The organism is Oerskovia turbata, assembly GCF_000718325.1.
In the GTDB taxonomy this organism is placed as follows: Bacteria; Actinomycetota; Actinomycetes; order Actinomycetales; family Cellulomonadaceae; genus Oerskovia; species Oerskovia turbata.
In genome coordinates, this window is sequence record NZ_JOFV01000015.1 from 42547 (window position 1) to 63655 (window position 21109).

The following is a 21109-nucleotide window of genomic DNA, read 5'->3' on the forward strand; positions in this document are numbered from 1 at the left end:
GGGCCGGAGGCAGGGCCCGAACACACGTCCGGACACGCCCGGGACGCGCACCACGGCCCACGGGACCAGGGCTCCGCGACCGGGCTGGCATGCTGGTGACATGAGCAGCGAACCCTCCCCGACGACCGTCCCGCAGGGCATCCCCGCGATCGAGGCGACCACGCACGCCCCCGAGCGGTCCGACGCCGAGGTCCTGGTGATCACCGGGATGTCGGGCGCCGGTCGCTCGCGAGCGGCCGCGGTGCTCGAGGACCTGGACTGGTACGTCGTCGACAACATGCCGCCGCGCATGCTCGTGCCGCTCGTCGACATGATGACCCGCGCGGGGTCGAGCGTGCAGCGGATCGCGGCCGTCGTCGACGTGCGCGGGGGCGGGTTCTTCACGGACCTCCTCGACGTCCTCAAGCATCTGCGGGACGCCGGGGTGTTCTACCGGATCCTGTTCCTCGACGCGTCCGACGAGGTCCTCGTGCGTCGCTACGAGCAGGTCCGTCGTCCGCACCCGCTGCAGGGCAACGGGCGCATCCTGGACGGGATCGCGGAGGAGAGGCGGCTGGTCGCGAGCGTCGAGGAGCGCGCCGACGTCGTGATCGACACCTCGGAGCTCAACGTCCACGATCTCGCCCGAGAGGTCCGCGCCGCCGTCGCCCAGGGGACGCCCGACACGCTGCGCATCAACGTGGTCTCTTTCGGGTTCAAGTACGGGATCCCGCTCGACGCGGACCACGTCGTCGACATGCGGTTCCTCGCCAACCCCTACTGGATCACCGAGCTGCGACACCTCACGGGACGAGACCGCGCCGTACGGGACTACGTGCTGGCCCGCCCGGGGGCCCTCGAGTTCGTCGACCGGTACGTCAGCGCGCTCGAGCCCGTCCTGGCCGGATACCTGGCCGAGGAGAAGCGGTACGTGACCATCGCCGTGGGCTGCACCGGCGGCAAGCACCGGTCCGTCGCCATCTCCGAGGTGCTCGCCCAGCGGCTGCGCGCCGCGGGGCAACGCGTCACGGTGACGGCCCGCGACCTCGGCAAGGAGTAGTCGTGACCCTCGTCAACCCGGCCGTCGTCGCGCTCGGTGGCGGGCACGGTCTGTCCGCGACGCTCTCGGCGCTGCGTCTCATGTCCGACCGCATCACGGCCGTCGTGACGGTCGCCGACGACGGCGGGTCCTCCGGTCGGCTGCGCACCGAGCTCGGCGTGCTCCCGCCCGGGGACCTGCGCATGGCGCTCGCCGCGCTGTGCGACGACTCGGAGTGGGGACGGACGTGGAGCTCGGTCCTGCAGCACAGGTTCTCCTCGAGCGGCGACCTCGACCAGCACGCGGTGGGCAACCTCCTGATCGTCGCGCTGTGGGAGCTGCTCGACGACCCGGTCGCAGGTCTCGACTGGGTCGGCAAGCTCCTCGGCGCCCGGGGGCGCGTCCTACCCATGGCCGCGGTGCCCCTCGGCATCGAGGTCGACGTCCGGACGGACGAGGGCCTCTCGACGATCGTCGGGCAGAGCAAGGTCGCGGTGACGCACGACCGCATCGAGCAGCTGCGTCTCGTGCCCCCCGACCCGCCGGCCTGCCCCGAAGCCGTGGAAGCCGTCATGGGGGCCGACTGGGTGGTCCTCGGGCCGGGGTCCTGGTACTCCTCGGTCATGCCGCACCTGCTCGTGCCCGAGCTCGCGCGCGCACTGCACGAGACCACGGCCCGGCGCTGCGTCGTCCTCAACCTCTCGAACACCGCGGGTGAGACCTACGGGATGACCGCCACCGACCACCTCGAGGCGCTGCACAAGCACGCACCCAGCCTGCGCATCGACGCGGTGCTCACGGACCCGAGCGCGGTCGACGACATCGGCCTGCTCGCGGACGAGTCGGCCCGGACCGGCGCCCGGCTGCTGCTGCGCCAGGTGGGGCGCTCGGACGGCACGCCGCGGCACGACGCGCTGCGGCTCGCGGCGGCGTTGCGCGACGTGTTCGACGGGGTCCTGGGGGACGTGGGGCCCGCGTCGCGCTGAGACTCGCCCGGACGCGCGAACCCTTCCGAGCAGGCCGCTGCCACGACCACCGGGCCTCGTCAGACCACAGGGCCCCCGGCACCCTATGCAGGTGTCCGAGCGGTCGGCCGTGCGGTCGGCGTGGCGCCGTGCCGCGGTGCGGCGCCTGGCAGAAGGCGGTCACGATCGTTGCTCGTTGATGGGAGGATGTCGGCATGGCGTTGACGGCACAGGTGAAGGACGAGCTCGCGCGACTCAAGGTGGACAAGACCTCCTGCCGCAAGGCGGAGGTCTCCGCCATGCTGCGGTTCTCGGGAGGGCTGCACATCATCTCGGGGCGCATCGTGATCGAGGCGGAGCTGGACACGGCGATCGCGGCCCGACGGCTCCGGCAGACGATCAGCGACGTGTACGGACACACGAGCGAGCTGATCGTGGTCTCGGCCGGAGGGTTGCGCCGCAGCAGCCGGTACGTCGTGCGGGTCGTCAAGGACGGCGAGTCGCTCGCCCGGCAGACGGGCCTGCTCGACAACCGTGGCCGTCCGGTGCGCGGGCTGCCTCCGCAGGTCGTCTCCGCCGGGGTCGGGGAGGCCGAGGCGGCGTGGCGCGGCGCCTTCCTCGCGCACGGCTCGCTGACCGAGCCCGGTCGCTCGTCGGCCCTCGAGGTGACGTGCCCCGGGCCTGAGGCCGCGCTCGCCCTCGTCGGCGCCGCGCGGCGCCTGGGGATCGCCGCGAAGGCGCGCGAGGTCCGTGGCGTGGACCGGGTCGTGATCAGGGACGGTGAGGCCATCAGCGCGATGCTGACGCGGCTGGGGGCTCACGAGACCGTTGTCGTCTGGGAGGAGCGGCGCCAGCGCCGCGAGGTGCGCGGGACGGCCAACCGCCTCGCGAACTTCGACGACGCCAACCTGCGCCGGTCGGCGCGTGCCGCGGTGGCTGCCGGGGCCCGCGTCGAGCGGGCGTTCGAGATCCTGGGCCCTGACCTGCCGGACCACCTCCGCGAGGCCGGAGAGCTGCGGCTCGCCCACAAGCAGGCCTCGCTCGAGGAGCTGGGGCAGCTCGCCGAGCCGCCGCTGACCAAGGACGCCGTGGCGGGCCGCATCCGCAGGCTCTTGTCGACCGCGGACAAGCGGGCGGCCGAGCTCGGGATCCCGGACACCGAGGCAGGCCTGAGCCCGGACCTGCTCGACGTCTGACTGCTCGGCACTCACGAGCCACGCACGAGCCACGCACGAGCCCAGGTCCGCCGGCTGTACGCCGACGCGAGGAGGCCCGGACGACACGCCGACGAGGGGCGCGCGCCGCACGGCGCGCGCCCCTCGTGCGGTCGCGACCGGTGCCCCCGTGTGACGTCGATCTCTGACCCCGGTCACATTCCCACGGTGCGTCCAGGGGCGTCTCAGATCCGTCTCCAGGTCACGGGATGGGGAGCATTGGGTATAGGATCGGGGATGTCAGGTGACAAAGACGTGCTCCTTCACTGAGGTCTTCGGGACCCTGTTGAGTCGCAGCTGTCGCTGTGACCCTGCGAGATCCCCGGAGTCCACGCCGCGAGGCATCCAGTGGGGGAGTACTTCGCCGTTACCACCTACGTACGCCGTAGTACGTGATCGTTCGGCATCAACCGTGTGCGTCGGAAACACCGGCGCGCCCTGAGGAGGGCATTGTGACCATCCGCGTCGGTATCAACGGCTTCGGTCGTATCGGACGTAACTTCTTCCGCGCCATCATCGCGTCGGGGGCGGACATCGAGATCGTGGGTGTCAACGACCTCACGGACAACAAGACGCTCGCGCACCTGCTGAAGTACGACACCGTCCTGGGTCGTTTCCCGCTGAGCGTCGACTTCGACGAGAACAACATCATCGTCGACGGCAAGGCCATCCGTGCCCTCGAGGAGCGCGACCCCGCGAACCTGCCCTGGGCCGAGCTCGGCGCCGACATCGTCATCGAGTCGACCGGTTTCTTCACCGACGCGACCAAGGCCAAGGCTCACATCGAGGCCGGCGCCAAGAAGGTCATCATCTCCGCTCCGGCGAAGAACGAGGACGGCACCTTCGTCGTCGGCGTGAACCACGAGCAGTACGACCCCGCGACGCAGCACATCATCTCCAACGCGTCGTGCACCACGAACTGCCTCGCCCCGATGGCCAAGGCCCTCAACGACGCGATCGGCATCGAGCGCGGTCTCATGACCACGATCCACGCGTACACGGGTGACCAGAACCTCCAGGACGGCCCCCACAAGGACCTGCGTCGTGCCCGTGCGGCCGCGCAGAACATCGTCCCCACCTCGACCGGTGCGGCCAAGGCCGTCGCCCTCGTGCTCCCCGAGCTCAAGGGCAAGCTCGACGGCTTCGCGATGCGCGTCCCCGTCATCACCGGTTCGGCCACGGACCTCACGTTCACCGCCTCGAAGACCGTCACGGTCGAGGAGGTCAACGCTGCGGTCAAGGCTGCCGCTGAGGGCCCGCTCAAGGGCGTCCTGAAGTACGTCGACGACGACATCGTGTCCTCGGACATCGTCACGGACCCGCACACCTCGATCTTCGACTCGAAGCTCACCAAGGTGAGCGGCGACCTGGTCAAGGTCGTGGCCTGGTACGACAACGAGTGGGGCTACTCCAGCTCGCTCGTCTCGCTCACGCAGTACGTGGGTGCTCGTCTCTGATCTCCGTCCTTCGTGACGTGAGGTGAATTCTGCGTCCGCGTGCGTGGCCGGCCCGGTTGGCCGCCCATGCACGCGGACGCAGTCATGTGTGACGTGACCTGTTTCGACCCTGTTCAGACCAGGAGTGTGCTCATGAAGACCATCGACTCCCTCGGCGACCTGCGCGGCAAGCGCGTGCTCGTCCGCTCGGACTTCAACGTCCCCCTCGACGGGACGACCATCACGGACGACGGCCGCATCCGCGCCGCGCTCCCCACGCTCAAGCGGCTGACCGACGCCGGCGCGAAGGTCGTCGTGACCGCGCACCTCGGGCGTCCCAAGGGTGAGCCCGACGCCAAGTACTCCCTCGCCCCGGTCGCAGCCCGCCTGGGCGAGCTGCTCGGCGCTCCCGTGACGCTCGCGGGCGACACCGTCGGTGAGTCCGCCAAGGCCACGGTCGCCGCGCTCGGCGACGGCGAGGTGGCGCTGCTCGAGAACATCCGCTTCGACGCGCGCGAGACCTCGAAGGTCGACGCGGAGCGCGAGTCGCTCGCCGCGGACCTCGCGGCCCTCGCGGACGCGTACGTGTCCGACGGGTTCGGCGTCGTGCACCGCAAGCAGGCATCGGTCTACGACATCGCCAAGGTGCTGCCGTCCGCGGTCGGCGAGCTGGTCCTCAAGGAGGTCGACTCCCTCAAGAAGGCGACCGAGGACCCCGCGCGCCCCTACGTCGTCGTGCTCGGCGGGTCGAAGGTCTCCGACAAGCTCGGCGTCATCGCCAACCTGCTGACCAAGGCGGACCGCCTGCTCATCGGCGGTGGCATGGTCTTCACGTTCCTCGCGGCCAAGGGGTACTCGGTGGGCAACTCGCTCCTCGAGACGGACCAGATCGACACCGTGAAGGGCTATCTCGCGGACGCCGAGAAGGCGGGTGTCGAGATCGTCCTGCCGACGGACATCCTCGCCGCGGACTCGTTCGCCGCCGATGCTCCCTACGAGGTCGTGCCTGCGGACGCCATCCCCGACGGCAAGATCGGTCTGGACATCGGACCGGAGTCCGCCAAGCTCTTCGCGAGCAAGATCGTGGACGCCAAGACGGTCGTCTGGAACGGCCCGGCGGGCGTCTTCGAGTTCGAGGCGTTCTCCGGCGGCACCCGTGCCGTCGCGCAGGCCCTGGTCGATGCGACCGCGAACGGCGCGTTCACGATCGTCGGCGGTGGCGACTCCGCCGCGGCCGTGCGCATCCTCGGCTTCGACGAGGCCGGCTTCAGCCACATCTCGACCGGTGGCGGCGCGAGCCTGGAGTTCCTCGAGGGCAAGTCCCTCCCGGGGCTCGCAGTCCTCGAGGCCTGACCCCACCACCGCAGCCTCTCGGCTCACAGAAGGTAGACACACCATGACTGATGCACGTACCCCGCTCATCGCGGGCAACTGGAAGATGAACCTGGACCACCAGGAGGCCATCCACACGGTCCAGAAGCTCGCCTGGGCCCTCAAGGACGCCAAGCACGACTTCTCGGCCGTCGAGGTCACCGTCCTGGTCCCGTTCACGGACCTGCGCAGCGTGCAGACGCTGGTCGACGCCGACAAGCTCGAGCTGACGTACGGCGCGCAGGACGTCTCGCAGCACGTCTCGGGCGCCTACACGGGTGAGATCTCGCCCGTGTTCCTGAGCAAGCTGGGCGTGACCTACGTCGCGATCGGCCACTCGGAGCGTCGCCAGTACCACGGTGAGGACGACGCGCTCGTCAACGCCAAGTCGAAGGCCGCGCTCGCGCAGGGCCTGGTCCCGATCATCTGCGTCGGCGAGGCCCTGGAGATCCGCAAGGCGGGCGAGCAGGTCTCGTACACGCTCGCGCAGGTCGACGGTGCCCTCGAGGGTCTGTCCGCGCAGGACGCCGCCAAGGTCGTCATCGCGTACGAGCCCGTCTGGGCCATCGGCACGGGTGAGGTCGCCACGCCGCAGGACGCGCAGGAGGTCGCGGGCGCGATCCGTGCCCGTCTCGCCGAGCTGTACTCGGCCGAGGTGGCCGACGCCGTCCGCGTGCTCTACGGCGGTTCGGTCAAGTCCTCGTCGATCGCCGAGCTCATGAAGGAGCAGGACGTCGACGGTGCTCTGGTCGGCGGCGCGAGCCTCGACCCCGAGGAGTTCGCGAAGATCGCACGCTTCCAGTCGCACCACGGGGCCTGAGTCCCTCTGCTGCCGGGTCGCGCCGCACGGCGCGGCCCGGCAGCGTGGCCACCGCGCGAGCGGTGGCCTTTTCTCGCGGTAGCCCGTCCGGCGGGCTGTCCCGACCGGCAGCATCGACCACCGGGCGGAACGGTTCGTCGGATCGGGCCCGCGTCGCCTACCCTTGTCCTCGGTGCCGTACCTGTGCCTCAGGTCGGTCCAGGACACCCGTTGCGGTCCGCCCTCGACTTCTCGGGCGTGGACCCAGAGCCAAGGACGTACTCGTGGACGCGCTGCGCATCATCCTTCAGATCCTGCTGGTCATCACCAGCGGCTTCTTGACCCTCCTCGTGCTCATGCACAAGGGCAAGGGCGGCGGCCTCTCCGACATGTTCGGTGGCGGCATCTCGAGCAGCGCCGGCAGCTCCGGCGTGGCCGAGCGCAACCTGAACCGCATCACCATCACGTTCGCGATCACCTGGACCGTCGTGATCGTCCTTCTGGGGCTCATCCAGAAGGTCAGCTGACCCGGCGCCGACGCCGTCGGCACAGGGTGTGGAACCGTTCCGGTACGCGGGCGGTCGGAAGTCAGGGGAGTGAAGTCGTGGCTGGTGGTAGTGCTATCAAGGGGTCGCGCGTCGGTGCCGGCCCGCTGGGAGAGACGGAGCGGGGCGACGTCGCCCCGCGTACCTGGGTCTCCTACTGGTGTGCCAACGGACACGAGACGCGTCCGAGCTTCTCGTCCGAGGTGGAGATCGTCACGCCCGAGACCTGGGACTGCCCGCGCTGCGGGCTCCCCGGAGGGCAGGATCCGGCGAACCCGCCGAGCGCGCTGCGCAACGAGCCGTACAAGACGCACCTCGCCTACGTGAAGGAGCGTCGCAGCGACGAGGACGGGGTGGCTCTCCTCGACGAGGCGCTCGCCGCGCTCCGGGCGCGACGCGGCCGCTAGGACGCCCGTGCGGCCGTGAACGGTCTGCACCCACAGCAACAGCCCTCCGGGGCAGGTGTGACAGCACAGCGGGCCCCGTCCTTCCCGGACGGGGCCCGCTGTGCTTCCGGCTGAGTCTGCTGCCCTGCGCAGCGCCGGCAGCGGCTCCGCGGCTCAGCGGCTCAGCGCGTGGTGCTGGCTCGCCGCGAGGTCGACGAGCCACAGCGTGCGCTGCGTGCCCACGGCCCCGGCGGCCGGGGTCGTCGTCACGGGGTCGCCCGCCAGGGCGGAGGCGACCGCGGGGGCCTTCTCGGCCCCTGCGGCCACGACCCAGACCTCCTGGGCCGCCTGGATCGCGGAGAACGTCAGGGAGACGCGCTCGGGCGGCGGCTTGGGGGAGTCGTGCACCCCGGTCGTCGCCCCGTCGGTGTCGAGCGCCGCGTTCCCGGGGAAGAGCGACGCGACGTGCCCGTCCGGGCCCATGCCCAGCAGGAGGACGTCGAACGCGAGGTGCGCGCCGCCGTCGGGCGTGAAGCGCGAGAGCTCGTCCGCGTAGAGCGCGGCCGACTCCTCCGGGGTCCCGACGCCGTCGCCCGGCGCGGGCATCACGTGCACGTTGTGCGGGGGCAGGGTCGGCAGGTGGTCGAGGAGGGCCTCGCGCGCCTGCGTCTCGTTGCGCTCGGGGTCGCCCGTGGGCAGGAAGCGTTCGTCGCCCCACCACAGGTGCACGCCGGTCCAGTCGACGGCGTCGCGCACGGGGTGCGCCGCGATCGCCGCGAGCGAGCGGATCCCGACCGTGCCGCCCGTGAGGACGACGTGGACGGGCGTGCGGACGGACTGGATGTCGAGGATGCGGGTCAGCAGCCGGGCCGCGACGGCCTCGGCGAGGACACCCGCGTCGGGGTGCACGACGACGAGGCGCGCCCCGTGCGCGCGAGCGTCGGCCCCTGCGCCGGCCGTCATTCGACGATCCTCGCGAGACCCTTGGTGAGGACCTCGCCGTAGACCTCGTCGGGGTCGAGGCGGCGCAGCTCCTCGGTCAGGCACTCCTCGAGCTGGCGCAGCGGCAGCGAGATGCGTCGGTCGGGCTGGCCCGGCTGGGTCAGCGTCACGATGCGGCCGTCGGGCCGGGACAGCACGATCGGGCCGCCCTTGCGCTCGAGGGTCACCTTCGTGATGCCCGAGACGCCGCGGCGGCGGACCAGCTTGACCTGGCACTTGAGCTGCTGGGCGAGCCACGCGGCGAGGATGTCGACCGAGGGGTGGTGCTCCTCGCCCTCGACCTCGACGGCCGTGACGGACTCGTACGGCGGCTGGTCGAGCGCTGCCGCGATGAGGCCGCGCCACAGGGTCACGCGGGTCCAGGCGAGGTCGGTGTCGCCCGGGTGGTGGCTCCTGCTCAGCCGCTGGAGCGTCTGGAGCGACTTGCCCGCGTTGACGGCGTCGGTGATGCGGCGGTGGGCCATCTGGCCGACCGGGTCCGCGGACGGGTTGTCGGGCGTCTCCCGGGGCCACCAGGCCACGATCGGTGCGTCGGGCAGAAGGAGGGGCATCACGAGCGTGTCGGTGTGCGCGACGAGCGGGCCCGACGGGCGCAGGACGATGACCTCGCTGGCACCCGCGTCGCCGCCGATCCGGATCTGGGCGTCGAGCCGGGCCGACGTGCGCTTGTTCGCGGGCGCGACGACCACGACGCGGCACGGGTGCTCGCGCGAGGCGCCGTTGGCCGCGGCGACCGCGTCCTCGACGTCGGCCTCCTCGGCCAGGACGACGAGGGTCAGGACGCGGCCGAGGGCCACGGCCCCGCCCTCGTCGCGCAGCTTCACGAGGCGCTTGTTGACCGCATTGGTCGTCGTCTCGGGGAGATCGATGATCATGGGGTGAGGCTCCAGTTCGAGGTCCGGCCGGGGATCCGGGACAGGCGGGAGGTCGGTGCGTTCACTGTCACGGTCGCCGCCAGGTGCGTCCGTCGCGGGCCATCATCTCGTCGGCCGACTCGGGACCCCACGTCCCGGAGCGGTACGCGTCCGGCGAGCCCTTGGACTCCCAGTACGCCGTGATGGGGTCGAGGATCTTCCAGGAGAGCTCGACCTCCTCGTGGCTCGGGAAGAGCGGCGGGTCGCCCAGCAGGACGTCGAGGATGAGGCGCTCGTAGGCCTCGGGGGAGGACTCGGTGAACGCGTGCCCGTAGCCGAAGTCCATCGTGACGTCGCGGACCTCCATGGCGGTGCCGGGGACCTTCGCGCCGAAGCGGATCGTGACGCCTTCGTCGGGCTGGACCCGGATCACGAGCGCGTTCTTGCCGAGCTCGGACGTCGCGGAGGACTCGAACGGCAGGTGCGGGGCCGACTTGAAGACGACGGCGATCTCCGTCACGCGCCGCCCCAGGCGCTTGCCCGTGCGCAGGTAGAACGGCACGCCGGCCCAGCGACGGTTGTCGATGTCGACGCGGATCGCGGCGAACGTCTCGGTCGCGGAGTCGGGCGAGATGCCGTCCTCCTCGAGGTACCCGACGACCTCCTCGCCACCCTGCCACCCAGCCGAGTACTGGCCGCGCGAGGTGTGACGGCCCAGGTCGCGCGGGAGGCGCACGGCCGAGAGCACCTTGAGCTTCTCGGCCCGCAGCGACTCGGCGTCGAACGACACGGGCTCCTCCATCGCGGTGAGTGCGAGGAGCTGGACGAGGTGGTTCTGGATGACGTCGCGCGCGGCGCCGATCCCGTCGTAGTAGCCCGCACGGCCACCGATGCCGATGTCCTCGGCCATGGTGATCTGGACGTGGTCGACGTAGTGCGCGTTCCAGATGGGCTCGTAGAGCTGGTTGGCGAACCGCAGCGCCAGCATGTTCTGGACGGTCTCCTTGCCCAGGTAGTGGTCGATGCGGAAGACCGAGTCGGGGTCGAAGACCTTCGAGACCACGTCGTTGAGCTCGCGGGCGCTGTGCAGGTCGTGACCGAACGGCTTCTCGATGACGACGCGACGCCAGGCGTCCTCGCTCGAGCGCGACAGGCCCGACTGCGAGAGCTGCTCGCAGACCAGCGGGAACGCGCTCGGGGGGACGGACAGGTAGAACGCGTGGTTGCCGCCCGTGCCGCGCTCCTTGTCGAGGTCCTCGACCGTGGCGCGCAGGCGCTCGAACGCCTGCTCGTCGTCGAACTCGCCCTGGACGAACCGGATGCCCTCGGCGAGCTGCTTCCAGGTCGCCTCGCGGAACGGCGTGCGCGCGTACTGCTTGACGGCGTCGTGGACGACCTGGGCGAAGTCCTGGTCCTCCCAGTCGCGCCGGGCGAACCCCGTGAGCGCGAAGCCGGGCGGGAGGAGCCCGCGGTTGGCGAGGTCGTACACGGCGGGCATGAGCTTCTTGCGGGCGAGGTCACCCGTGACACCGAAGATGACCAGGCCGCAGGGCCCGGCGATGCGGGGGAGTCGAAGGTCACGCGGGTCGCGCAGCGGGTTGTGCTCTGCGCTGATCTTTGCCGGTCTCAACTGATGTCACCGTTCTCGTCGGCGTGGGCTGGAATGGTCGAAAGGTCCGTCCGAGGGACCGGGACAGAGCCTAGGCGGTGGTCGGTACGTGGTCCGTGGGCGTCCACGACCGTGTCCACCGTCGAGGGGCCTGGGTGGAGGGTGCGGGTCACGACGCGCCGCGGGCCGCGCGGGCCAGGCCGTCGTCGACCGTCGCGAGCAGGTCGGACCAGCTCGCCTCGAACTTCTCGACGCCCTCGTCCTCGAGGCGCTGGGTGACCTCGACGAGCGAGACCCCGAACGACTCGATGGTCTCCAGGACCGAGCGCGAGGCCGTGTAGGTGCCCGCGACGGTGTTCCCGAGCACGACACCGTGGTCGGCGAACGCGTCGAGCGTGGCCTGCGGCATGGTGTTCACGACGCCGGGGGCGACGAGCTCGTCGACGTACATGGTGTCGCGGTAGTCGGGGTTCTTGACGCCCGTCGAGGCCCACAGGGGGCGCTGCGGGTGGGCGCCCGCGGCCTCGAGTGCGCGCCAGCGGTCGGTCTGGACGACCTGCTCGTACGCCTCGTACGCGAGCCGTGCGTTGGCGATCGCGGCGCGTCCGCGCAGGTCGAGGGCCTCGGGGGTGCCGATCGCGGTCAGCGCCGAGTCGACGGCCGAGTCGACGCGCGAGACGAAGAACGACGCGACCGACGCGATGCGTGTCACGTCGTGCCCGGCGTCGCGCGCCTGCTCGAGGCCGGACAGGAACGCGTCCATGACCTGGCGGTAGCGGGCGAGGGAGAAGATGAGCGTCACGTTGACGCTGATGCCCTGCGCGAGCGTGCGCTCGATCGCGTCGAGCCCCTCGACGGTCGCGGGGATCTTGATGAGGACGTTGGGGCGGTCGACCGTGCGCCACAGGCGGACGGCGGTCGCGACGGTGGCGTCGGCGTCGCGCGCCAGGCGAGGGTCGACCTCGATCGACACGCGGCCGTCGACGCCGTCGGTCGCGTCGTGCACGGGCCGCAGGACCTCGGCCGCGGCGCGCACGTCGTCCGTCGTGATCTGCTCGACCGCGGCCTCGACGTCGGTCCCGGCGGCAGCGAGCTCGGCGAGCTGGGCGTCGTAGGCGTCGCCCGTCGCGAGCGCGCCCGCGAAGATCGTGGGGTTGGTCGTGACGCCGACGACGGCGCGTGAGGTGGTGAGGTCGGCGAGCCCACCGCTGCGCAACCGTTCGCGGGAGAGGTCGTCCAACCAGATGGAGACACCTGCCTCCGACAGCTCGCGGACGGGTGCTGGTGCTGCGCTGTGGTGCACGGTCACGGTTCTCCCTCTCGTCGTCTGGCGTCCGTCCTCACGGACGTCCCAGGAGGGGGCGGGCGGGACCCGCCCCCTCCTGGAATCTACGGATGGTCAGAGCTGGTCGCCAGTGCCACCGACCGAGGGGATCGCCACACCGCCGGGAGCGGCGCCGGTGCGAGCCGACTCGATCGACTCCTTCGCGGCGGCCGCAACTGCCTCGGAGGTGATCCCGAACTCGCGGTAGAGGATCTTGTAGTCCGCGGACGCGCCGTAGTGCTCGAGGCTCACGGAGCGGCCGGCGTCGCCGACCAGGTCGCGCCAGCCCTGGGCGATGCCCGCCTCGACCGAGACGCGGGCCTTGACGGCGGCCGGGAGCACGCTCTCGCGGTACTCGGGGCCCTGTGCGTCGAACCACTCGCGGCTCGGCAGCGAGACGACGCGCGCCGCGATGCCCTCGGCCGCGAGCTGCTCGCGCGCCTCGACCGCGAGCTGGACCTCGGAGCCCGTGCCGATGAGGATCACGTCGGGCGTGTCCTCGGTGTCGAGCAGCACGTAGCCGCCCTTCGCGGTGCCCGAGGCGTCGGCGAAGCCGTCCGTGCCGCGGGGGAACGTCGGGACGTTCTGGCGGGTCAGGATGAGGCCGGCCGGGCGGTCGGTGTGCTCGAGGATCGTGCGCCAGGCCCACGCGGTCTCGTTGGCGTCCGCGGGGCGGACGACGTCGAGCCCGGGGATGGCGCGCAGCGCGGCGAAGTGCTCGATGGGCTGGTGCGTGGGGCCGTCCTCGCCCAGGCCGATCGAGTCGTGCGTCCAGACGAACGTCGACGGGATCTCCATGAGGGCCGCGAGGCGGACTGCGGGGCGCATGTAGTCGGAGAACGTGAGGAACGTCCCGCCGTAGGCGCGGGTGCCGCCGTGCAGGACGATGCCGTTGAGGATCGAGCCCATCGCGTGCTCACGGATGCCGAAGTGCAGGGTGCGGCCGTACTCGTGACCGGGGAACTTCTTGGTCGCGTGCTCGGCGGGCACGAACGAGGGCTCGCCGTCCATGGTCGTGTTGTTCGACCCGGCGAGGTCGGCCGAGCCGCCCCAGAGCTCGGGCAGCGTGTCGGCCAGGGCCGAGAGGACCTTGCCCGAGGCGGCGCGCGTCGCGACGTCCTTGCCGGCCTCGAACGTCGGCAGGGACTCGGTCCACCCGGCGGGCAGCTCGCGGGCCTCGAGGCGTTGCAGGAGCGCGTGGCCTGCGGGGTTGGCGACCTTCCAGGCCTCGAACGCGGTGTCCCAGCGCTCGCGCAGCTCGGCTCCGCGCTCGCCCACGGCACGCGTGTAGGCCAGGACCTCGGCGGGCACGTCGAACGTCTTGTCGGGGTCGAGGCCGAGCTCGGTCTTGAGGCCGCGGATCTCGTCGGTGCCCATGGCCGAGCCGTGGATCCCGCCGGTGTTCTGCTTGGTGGGCGAGGGCCAGCCGATGATCGTGCGCAGCGCGATGATCGAGGGCTTGCCGGTCTCGGCCTGCGCGGCGGCGACGGCCGCGGCGAGGTCGTCGACGTTCTCGGCGTAGCCCGTGCCGCCCTGGGTCCAGTCGACCTTCTGCGTGTGCCAGCCGTAGGCCTCGTAGCGTGCGAGGACGTCCTCGGTGAACGCGATGTCGGTGTCGTCCTCGATCGAGATCTTGTTGTCGTCCCAGATCACGATGAGGTTGCCGAGCTGCTGGTGGCCGGCGATCGAGGAGGCCTCGGAGGTCACGCCCTCCTGCAGGTCTCCGTCCGAGGCGATGACGTAGACGTGGTGGTCGAACGGGCTCTCGCCGGGCGCGGTGGAGGGGTCGAGCAGGCCGCGCTCGCGGCGGGCTGCCATGGCCATGCCGACCGAGGACGCGAGACCCTGGCCGAGGGGGCCCGTGGTGATCTCTACGCCGTTGGTGTGCTTGTACTCGGGGTGGCCCGGGGTCTTGGAGCCCCACGTGCGCAGCGCCTCGATGTCCTCGATCTCCAGGCCGTAGCCCGCGAGGAAGAGCTGCAGGTAGATCGTGAGCGAGGAGTGGCCGGCGGACAGCACGAAGCGGTCGCGGCCGACCCAGTGCGAGTCGGCGGGGTCGTGGCGCATGACCTTCTGGAAGAGCAGGTACGCGGCGGGCGCGAGGGAGATCGCGGTCCCCGGGTGGCCGTTGCCGACCTTCTCGACGGCGTCTGCCGCGAGGGCCTTGATGGTCTTGACAGCCTGGTCGTCCAGGGGGGACCACTCGAGGGGCTGGTTGGCAGGAACGAACGCGTTCACCGGACCTCTTTCCCGTCCGGAGCCTGGCCCCGGATCATCGTCGGAACAACAAAGATCAACCGATGAACTATTCCGTCGCACGCACCCGGTCGCTCACAGGCGGAGCGGGGGGCCGGGCAGGCGACCGGCCGGTCGCGACGGTGGGTGCCAGAGGTCGAAGCCCTCGGGGGTGCCCACCGGGGCACCAGGCCGTCGGTTGCTCCACCAGCCTATACGTGCACCCCTGGGCGGGGCCCTGCCCCGCCCAGCACGTGGATTTCGGTCGGATCTCACACTTTTGTACGACCCGGTGGGCGGCGGCGGCGAAGGGGGCGACGTAACATAGGACGGATGTCCAGCGGTCCGGGGCCGACGCGCACCGACCGCCGGACGACGCCCCCCAGCTTTCCTCGCCAGAACGGAACCCCGAAGCGCGTGCACACCACGAGCCAGGCACCGATCGACGAGACGGGTCTCCCGTCTCGTGCTGCCGCGACCGCGCAGGTCGCCGGACAGCCCCGGGTCGCCGCGGACGGCAGCGCCGTCGCGGGGATCCGCGGCACGATCGGTGCGTACATCGCCCTGACGAAGCCGCGCATCATCGAGCTCCTGCTCGTGACGACGCTGCCCACCATGATCCTCGCCCAGGGCGGGTTCCCGGACTTCTGGCTGGTCGTCAAGACGCTCGTCGGCGGCACGCTCGCCGCCGCGTCGGCCAACGTCTTCAACTGCTACATCGACCGCGACATCGACGAGCTCATGAACCGCACCAAGCGGCGTCCTCTCGTCACGGGCGAGATCTCGCCGCGTGCCGCGCTGGTCTTCGCGACGGCGCTCGGCGTGGTCGCGCTCCTGTGGTTCGCGCTGCTCGTCAACGCGCCGTCGGCCTGGCTCACGTTCGCGGCCATCGCGATCTACGTCGTGGGCTACACGATGATCCTCAAGCGCCGCACGCCGCAGAACATCGTGTGGGGCGGCATCGCGGGGTGCATGCCGGTCTTCATCGGCTGGTCCGCGGTCACCGGATCGCTCAGCTGGTCCGCGGTCGCGCTGTTCCTCGTGATCTTCTTCTGGACGCCGCCGCACTACTGGCCGTTGTCGATCAAGTTCAAGAAGGACTACGCGGCCGCGGGCGTCCCGATGCTCCCCGTCGTCGCCGACGACCGCAAGGTCGCGCGCGAGATGATCGGCTACACGGTCGCGATGATCGCCTCGTCGCTCGCGCTGTGGTGGCTCGCCCCCATGACCTGGGTCTACGGGGTGGTCGCGATCGGTCTCGGTGCCTGGTTCCTGGCGCTGTGCGTCCTGATGCTGCGCCGGGCCAACGACCCGACCCAGGGCAAGCTCGGGGCCATGAAGGTCTTCCACGCCTCCATCACGTACCTGACGCTCCTGTTCGTCGCGGTCGCGGTCGACGTGTTCCTCCCCTTCTGACGGCCGGCCCGGGACCCACGGGATGACCGACCACCCAGCAGCCGGTGCGCGATGACGCGCGCCGCTGCGGGGGAGCCCGCGCTCGCCGTCGGGCCTGACGGCGCTACCGGGACCGTGGCCCCGGAGAACCCAGGGCCCGCACCCCTGCCCCCGGCGCTCGACCGCGCCGTGCGCGAGTACCTCGCGCACCTGACCGTCGAGCGCGGGCTGTCCCAGAACACGGTCGCGGCCTACCGGCGCGACCTCGCCCGGTACGCCGCCTACCTCGCGGCCCGGGGCCGCGCGGAACCCGCCGACGTGACCCCGGCCGACGTCGCGGAGTACGTCACCACGGTCCGCACGGGAGCCGACGGCGCCGCTCTCCTCTCGCCGTCGTCGACGGCGCGGTCCGTGGCCGCGGTGCGCGGCTGGCACCGCTTCTGCGCGCTCGAGGGGCACACCGACTCCGACCCGTCGGCCGAGGTGCGCCCGCCCGCGCAGGGCAAGCGGCTGCCCAAGGCGATCTCGACCGAAGAGGTCGAGGCCATCCTCGAGGCCGCCGGCGCAGGGGAGGGGCCGGGGCCGCTGCGGGACCGCGCGCTGCTCGAGCTCGTCTACTCCACGGGGGCCCGCATCTCGGAGGCCGTGAGCCTCGACGTCGACGACCTGGACCTGGGCTCGGGGGCCGTGCGGCTGTTCGGCAAGGGCGCCAAGGAGCGCGTCGTGCCCGTGGGGTCGTTCGCGGTGCGCGCGCTCGACGCGTACCTCGTGCGAGGGCGCCCGGCGCTGTCCGCGACGGGACGTGGGACGCCCGCGGTGTTCCTCAACACGCGCGGCGCGCGCCTGAGCCGTCAGAGCGCCTGGGCGGTCCTGCGCACCGCGGCCGAGCGTGCGGGCCTCGAGCACCCCGAGCGGATCTCGCCCCACACGCTGCGGCACTCGTTCGCGACGCACCTGCTCGCGGGCGGCGCCGACGTGCGCGTCGTCCAGGAGCTCCTGGGGCACGCTTCGGTCACCACGACGCAGATCTACACGCTCGTGACGCGCGAGACGCTGCGCGAGGTCTACGCGTCGGCCCACCCGCGGGCGCTGGGCTGACTCTCGGCGCGTCGCGCGGGTTCGCGCCACTCCGGCGCGTGCACGCGTCGCGCGCGAGCCCCTGGGGTACCGTGGCGGACGTGAGCAGCCAGGCCCCGAGCGAGATCCAGGACGCCGCCGGACCGTACGACGCACGCGTCGCCACGGCAGCGGGCGCCGCCGACGGTGGTGCGTCCGTCGCACCCGACAACGCCCCCCGTGTCGATCCGGTCGGCCGCGAGATCCCCGACTTCCCCGTGCCGGCGCGCCTCGCCACGCACGGGCCGGGACGCATCATCGCGATGTGCAACCAGAAGGGCGGGGTCGGCAAGACGACCACGACCATCAACCTGGGTGCCACGCTGGCCGAGTACGGGCGCAAGGTCCTGCTCGTCGACTTCGACCCGCAGGGCGCCGCGTCGGTGGGCCTGGGCGTCAACCCGCACGAGCTCGACCGCACGGTCTACAACCTGCTCATGGAGCGCGGCGCGGACATCCGTGAGGTCATCGTCCCCACGGCCGTCGAGGGGCTCGACGTGCTGCCCGCGAACATCGACCTGTCCGCGGCCGAGGTCCAGCTCGTGGGCGAGGTCGCGCGCGAGTCGGTCCTGGCCAGGGTCCTGCGCCCCGTGCAGGACGAGTACGACGTGATCCTCGTCGACTGCCAGCCCTCCCTGGGCCTGCTCACCGTCAACGCGCTCACCGCGGCGCACGGGGTCCTCATCCCGCTCGAGTGCGAGTTCTTCGCGCTGCGCGGCGTCGCGCTGCTCGTCGAGACCATCGAGAAGGTCCGCGACCGCCTCAACCCGCGCCTCGAGGTCGACGGGATCCTCGCGACCATGTTCGACTCGCGCACCCTGCACTCGCGCGAGGTCGTGGCCCGCGTGCACGAAGCCTTCGGCGACAAGCTCCTGCACACCGTGATCGGGCGGACCGTGAAGTTCCCTGACGCGTCGGTCGCGGCCGAGCCCATCACGGTCTACGCGCCCTCCCACCCGGGTGCGGTCGCCTACCGTCAGCTCGCCCGCGAGCTGGTCGCCCGTGGCGACGCTGCCTGACACCGCACCGGCGGCCACCCGGGCCGCCGCACCGCAGGACCAGCAGCCCGCCCCCGCGCCGTCGACCGACGCGCAGGACGTCACGGCGACACCTCCCGCGCCCCTCGCGACCGACCGGAACGGCAACCCCGCGTTCGAGGTGCACCTCGAGAACTTCTCGGGCCCGTTCGACCTCCTGCTCTCGCTCATCGCGAAGCACAAGCTCGACATCACCGAGATCGCTCTCGCGCAGGTCACCGACGAGTTCATCGCGTACATCCGCACGGCCGAGCGCCTCGCGCGCGAGGCCGAGGAAGCCGCACGCGCCGAGGCGGGTCCGGTCCCGCCCGGGGACACGGCGCCCGACGGCGGCGCGCCCGTCGCCAGGTCCCGTCGCCCCCGCCCGGGGCGGGGCGGGCACCCCGGCTGGGACCTCGGCACCGCGAGCGAGTTCCTGCTCGTGGCCGCGACCCTGCTCGACCTCAAGGCTGCCCGCCTGCTGCCCACCGGGGACGTCGAGAGCGCCGAGGACCTCGAGCTCCTCGAGGCCCGCGACCTCCTGTTCGCCCGGCTCCTGCAGTACCGCGCCTACAAGCAGGTCTCCGCGGTCATCGCGGACCGGCTCGCGACCGAGGGGCGCCGCTTCCCCCGCATCGTGCAGCTCGAGCCGCACCTCGCGGCCCTGCTGCCCGAGCTCGTGTGGAAGCTCGGCCCCGACCAGCTCGCGGCGCTCGCGGCCAAGGCCATGGAACCCAAGGCACCACCGCCCGGCGTGTCCCTGACCCACCTGCACGCACCTGCGGTGAGCGTGCGCGAGCAGGCGAGCATCGTCGTCGGGCTGCTGCGGCGCGAGGGCGCGGCCTCGTTCCGCGCGCTCGTCGCGGACACGGGCGAGACGCTGGTCGTCGTCGCGCGCTTCCTCGCGCTGCTCGAGCTGTTCCGCGAGGGGCTCGTCGCGTTCGAGCAGGTCGAGGCGCTCGGCGAGCTCACGGTCCGCTGGACGGGCGGCGACGGCGCGGACGACGAGGACGGCGCGTCGCTCGATGCCGTGGGCGGGGAGTTCGACGCCGACGACACCGACGTCCTCCCTGCCTCGGACGTGCACACCACGACACGGTCGGACCCATGAACGAGGAGCGCATGACCCAGGACACCGCGGACACCGCAGTCGCCGCGCGCGGCGCAGAGGCGGACGACGCGCCCGCGTTCAGTGCCGAGCACCTGCCCGGCGGGGCCCTCGCGGCCCTCGAGGCGGTCCTCATGGTCGCCGACGAACCCATCCCAGCGGTCCAGCTCGCGACCGCGCTCGGCCTGCCCCAGCGCGAGGTCGAGGACCTGCTGGGCGAGCTCTCGGCCGAGTACCGCGGCGAGCTGGGCGGGCGTCCCCGCGGTTTCGAGCTGCGCCAGGCGGGCGGCGGGTGGCGCGTGTACTCCGCGCCGGTCTTCGCGGACGTCGTCGGGCGCTTCCTCCTGGAGGGCCAGAGCGCGCGCCTGACACAGGCCGCTTTGGAGACCCTCGCGGTCGTCGCGTACCGTCAACCGGTCACGCGCGGCCAGATCTCGGCCGTGCGCGGCGTGAACGTGGACGGCGTCGTACGGACGCTGACGACCCGCGGGCTCGTCGCGGAGGTCGGCCAGGATCCCACGACGGGTGCGGTCCTGTACGGAACCACGGGATACTTCTTGGAGCGCATGGGCTTCTCGTCGCTCGACGAGCTCCCCGCCCTCGCGCCGCACCTGCCGGACGTCGACTCGATCGTCGACGCCGCCGACAGCACACTCGGAGCGTCCGGGGGTGGGAGCGACCACGCACAGCCGCGGTCGCCGGCCCTGCCCGCAGACGCTCGACCCAGCACGAACGACGAAGGAACATCATGAGCAGCGCACGCGAGGGTGGCCGACCGGCCGCCCGAGGACAGCGGTCCGAGAACTCCTCGGGAACCGGTCGACCGGGCAGTGGTCGCGCAGGCGGTGGCCGGCCGGCAGGTCAGCGCTCCTCGGCGCCCCGCTCGGGAGCGGGCCGCGGGTGGGCGGGCGACCCGCAGGCGGGCAAGAGCAAGCCGCCGCGTCGCCCCGCCGCCCCCCAGGGCCCGCAGCGCGACGTGCACGTCGCCGACGGCGTGCGGCTCCAGAAGGTCCTCGCGACCGCAGGCCTGGGCTCGCGTCGCGCGTGCGAGGACCTCATCGCCGCGGGCCGCGTCGAGGTCGACGGCGTCGTGGTGCGCGAGCTCGGCGTCCGCGTCGACCCCGAGAAGGCCGTGATCCACGTCGACGGCATGCGCGTCCAGCTCGACCAGTCGCTCGTGACGATCGCGCTCAACAAGCCGCTCGGCGTCGTCTCCACGATGCACGACCCCGAGGGTCGCCCCGCGCTCACGCAGTTCGTCGCGACGCGTCCCGAGCGCCTCTTCCACGTCGGGCGCCTCGACGCCGACAGCGAGGGCCTGCTGCTCCTGACGAACGACGGCGAGCTCGCCAACCGTCTCTCGCACCCCAAGTACGAGGTCTCCAAGACCTACCTCGTGTCGGTCGAGGGACGCGTCGCGGGCAACGTCGCGAACAAGCTGCTCCACGGCATCGAGCTCGAGGACGGCCCCGCGAAGGTCGACCGCTACCGCGTGGTCGACACGACCCCGCAGGCCAGCATGGTCGAGGTCGTGCTCCACGAGGGCCGCCACCGCATCGTGCGCCGCATGTTCGAGGAGATCGGCCACCCCGTGACCCGGCTCGTGCGCACCCGCATCGGGTCGATCCACCTGGGCAACCTGCGCCCCGGTGCGACCCGCGTCCTGGGCCGCACCGAGCTCGGCACGCTCATGAGCGAGGTCGGGCTCTAGCAGCC

The 21109-nt window shown here is 71.8% G+C and carries 19 protein-coding genes; 14 read left to right on the forward strand and 5 right to left on the reverse strand.

Annotation, left to right across the window (positions count from 1 at the left end; all coding sequences use genetic code 11):
• Positions 1-100 precede the first annotated feature (100 nt).
• From rapZ to IE95_RS0115195, 8 genes are all read left to right on the forward strand, one after another.
• Complete coding sequence (gene rapZ / locus IE95_RS0115160; RefSeq protein WP_030152460.1) at positions 101-1039, forward strand: RNase adapter RapZ; 939 nt, start codon at positions 101-103, stop codon at positions 1037-1039.
• 2 nt (positions 1040-1041) lie between these two features.
• The gene (locus IE95_RS0115165) at positions 1042-2004 is read left to right on the forward strand and encodes a gluconeogenesis factor YvcK family protein (RefSeq protein WP_036572233.1); all 963 of its coding nucleotides are present in this window, start codon (positions 1042-1044) and stop codon (positions 2002-2004) included.
• A 194-nt stretch (positions 2005-2198) separates the two neighbouring features.
• Complete coding sequence (gene whiA, locus IE95_RS0115170; protein ID WP_030152462.1) at positions 2199-3179, forward strand: DNA-binding protein WhiA; 981 nt, start codon at positions 2199-2201, stop codon at positions 3177-3179.
• Positions 3180-3649: 470 nt separating this feature from the next.
• Entirely contained in the window at positions 3650-4654 is a 1005-nt protein-coding gene (gap, locus tag IE95_RS0115175) for a type I glyceraldehyde-3-phosphate dehydrogenase (protein WP_030152463.1), read from the forward strand.
• A gap of 132 nt (positions 4655-4786) precedes the next feature.
• Positions 4787-5986, forward strand: coding sequence for a phosphoglycerate kinase (locus IE95_RS0115180; RefSeq protein ID WP_030152464.1), 1200 nt, complete (start codon positions 4787-4789; stop codon positions 5984-5986).
• A gap of 43 nt (positions 5987-6029) precedes the next feature.
• A complete protein-coding gene (tpiA, locus tag IE95_RS0115185) occupies positions 6030-6824 on the forward strand; it encodes a triose-phosphate isomerase (RefSeq protein ID WP_030152465.1) in 795 nt (264 codons plus the stop codon).
• Positions 6825-7087: 263 nt separating this feature from the next.
• On the forward strand, positions 7088-7330 hold the full coding sequence (gene secG, locus IE95_RS0115190; RefSeq protein WP_030152466.1) for a preprotein translocase subunit SecG: 243 nt from the start codon (positions 7088-7090) through the stop codon (positions 7328-7330).
• 77 nt (positions 7331-7407) lie between these two features.
• Positions 7408-7755, forward strand: a complete 348-nt coding sequence (locus IE95_RS0115195; protein ID WP_036572236.1) for an RNA polymerase-binding protein RbpA — start codon at positions 7408-7410, stop codon at positions 7753-7755.
• Between the two features lie 153 nt (positions 7756-7908).
• Here IE95_RS0115195 and pgl read toward each other — a convergent pair whose 3' ends face one another.
• The 5 genes from pgl to tkt all read right to left on the reverse strand — a co-directional run bounded on the left by pgl (position 7909) and on the right by tkt (position 14761).
• Complete coding sequence (pgl, locus tag IE95_RS0115200; RefSeq protein ID WP_030152468.1) at positions 7909-8697, reverse strand: 6-phosphogluconolactonase; 789 nt, start codon at positions 8695-8697, stop codon at positions 7909-7911.
• On the reverse strand, positions 8694-9611 hold the full coding sequence (opcA, locus tag IE95_RS0115205) for a glucose-6-phosphate dehydrogenase assembly protein OpcA (RefSeq protein WP_030152469.1): 918 nt from the start codon (positions 9609-9611) through the stop codon (positions 8694-8696). Before opcA ends, pgl begins: the two co-directional genes overlap by 4 nt.
• Positions 9612-9678: 67 nt before the next feature.
• Positions 9679-11220, reverse strand: a complete 1542-nt coding sequence (gene zwf, locus IE95_RS0115210) for a glucose-6-phosphate dehydrogenase (RefSeq protein WP_030152470.1) — start codon at positions 11218-11220, stop codon at positions 9679-9681.
• A 148-nt stretch (positions 11221-11368) separates the two neighbouring features.
• Positions 11369-12508 (reverse strand): transaldolase, encoded by a 1140-nt coding sequence (gene tal / locus IE95_RS0115215; RefSeq protein WP_240666409.1) that lies wholly within the window; start codon positions 12506-12508, stop codon positions 11369-11371.
• A gap of 90 nt (positions 12509-12598) precedes the next feature.
• A complete protein-coding gene (tkt, locus tag IE95_RS0115220) occupies positions 12599-14761 on the reverse strand; it encodes a transketolase (protein ID WP_030152472.1) in 2163 nt (720 codons plus the stop codon).
• 414 nt (positions 14762-15175) lie between these two features.
• Between tkt and IE95_RS0115225 the strand changes: the two genes are divergently transcribed.
• From IE95_RS0115225 to IE95_RS0115250, 6 genes are all read left to right on the forward strand, one after another.
• Positions 15176-16174: a heme o synthase gene (locus IE95_RS0115225; protein ID WP_420819396.1), complete on the forward strand. Its 999-nt coding sequence runs from the start codon at positions 15176-15178 to the stop codon at positions 16172-16174.
• 51 nt (positions 16175-16225) lie between these two features.
• A complete protein-coding gene (gene xerD, locus IE95_RS0115230) occupies positions 16226-17251 on the forward strand; it encodes a site-specific tyrosine recombinase XerD (protein WP_084690328.1) in 1026 nt (341 codons plus the stop codon).
• Positions 17252-17472: 221 nt separating this feature from the next.
• On the forward strand, positions 17473-18288 hold the full coding sequence (locus IE95_RS0115235; RefSeq protein WP_051703181.1) for a ParA family protein: 816 nt from the start codon (positions 17473-17475) through the stop codon (positions 18286-18288).
• Positions 18289-18427: 139 nt separating this feature from the next.
• Positions 18428-19396, forward strand: coding sequence for a segregation and condensation protein A (locus IE95_RS19120; protein WP_051703182.1), 969 nt, complete (start codon positions 18428-18430; stop codon positions 19394-19396).
• 11 nt (positions 19397-19407) lie between these two features.
• A complete protein-coding gene (scpB, locus tag IE95_RS0115245) occupies positions 19408-20145 on the forward strand; it encodes an SMC-Scp complex subunit ScpB (protein ID WP_084690334.1) in 738 nt (245 codons plus the stop codon).
• Entirely contained in the window at positions 20142-21104 is a 963-nt protein-coding gene (locus tag IE95_RS0115250; protein WP_030152478.1) for a pseudouridine synthase, read from the forward strand. Before scpB ends, IE95_RS0115250 begins: the two co-directional genes overlap by 4 nt.
• Positions 21105-21109 lie beyond the last annotated feature (5 nt).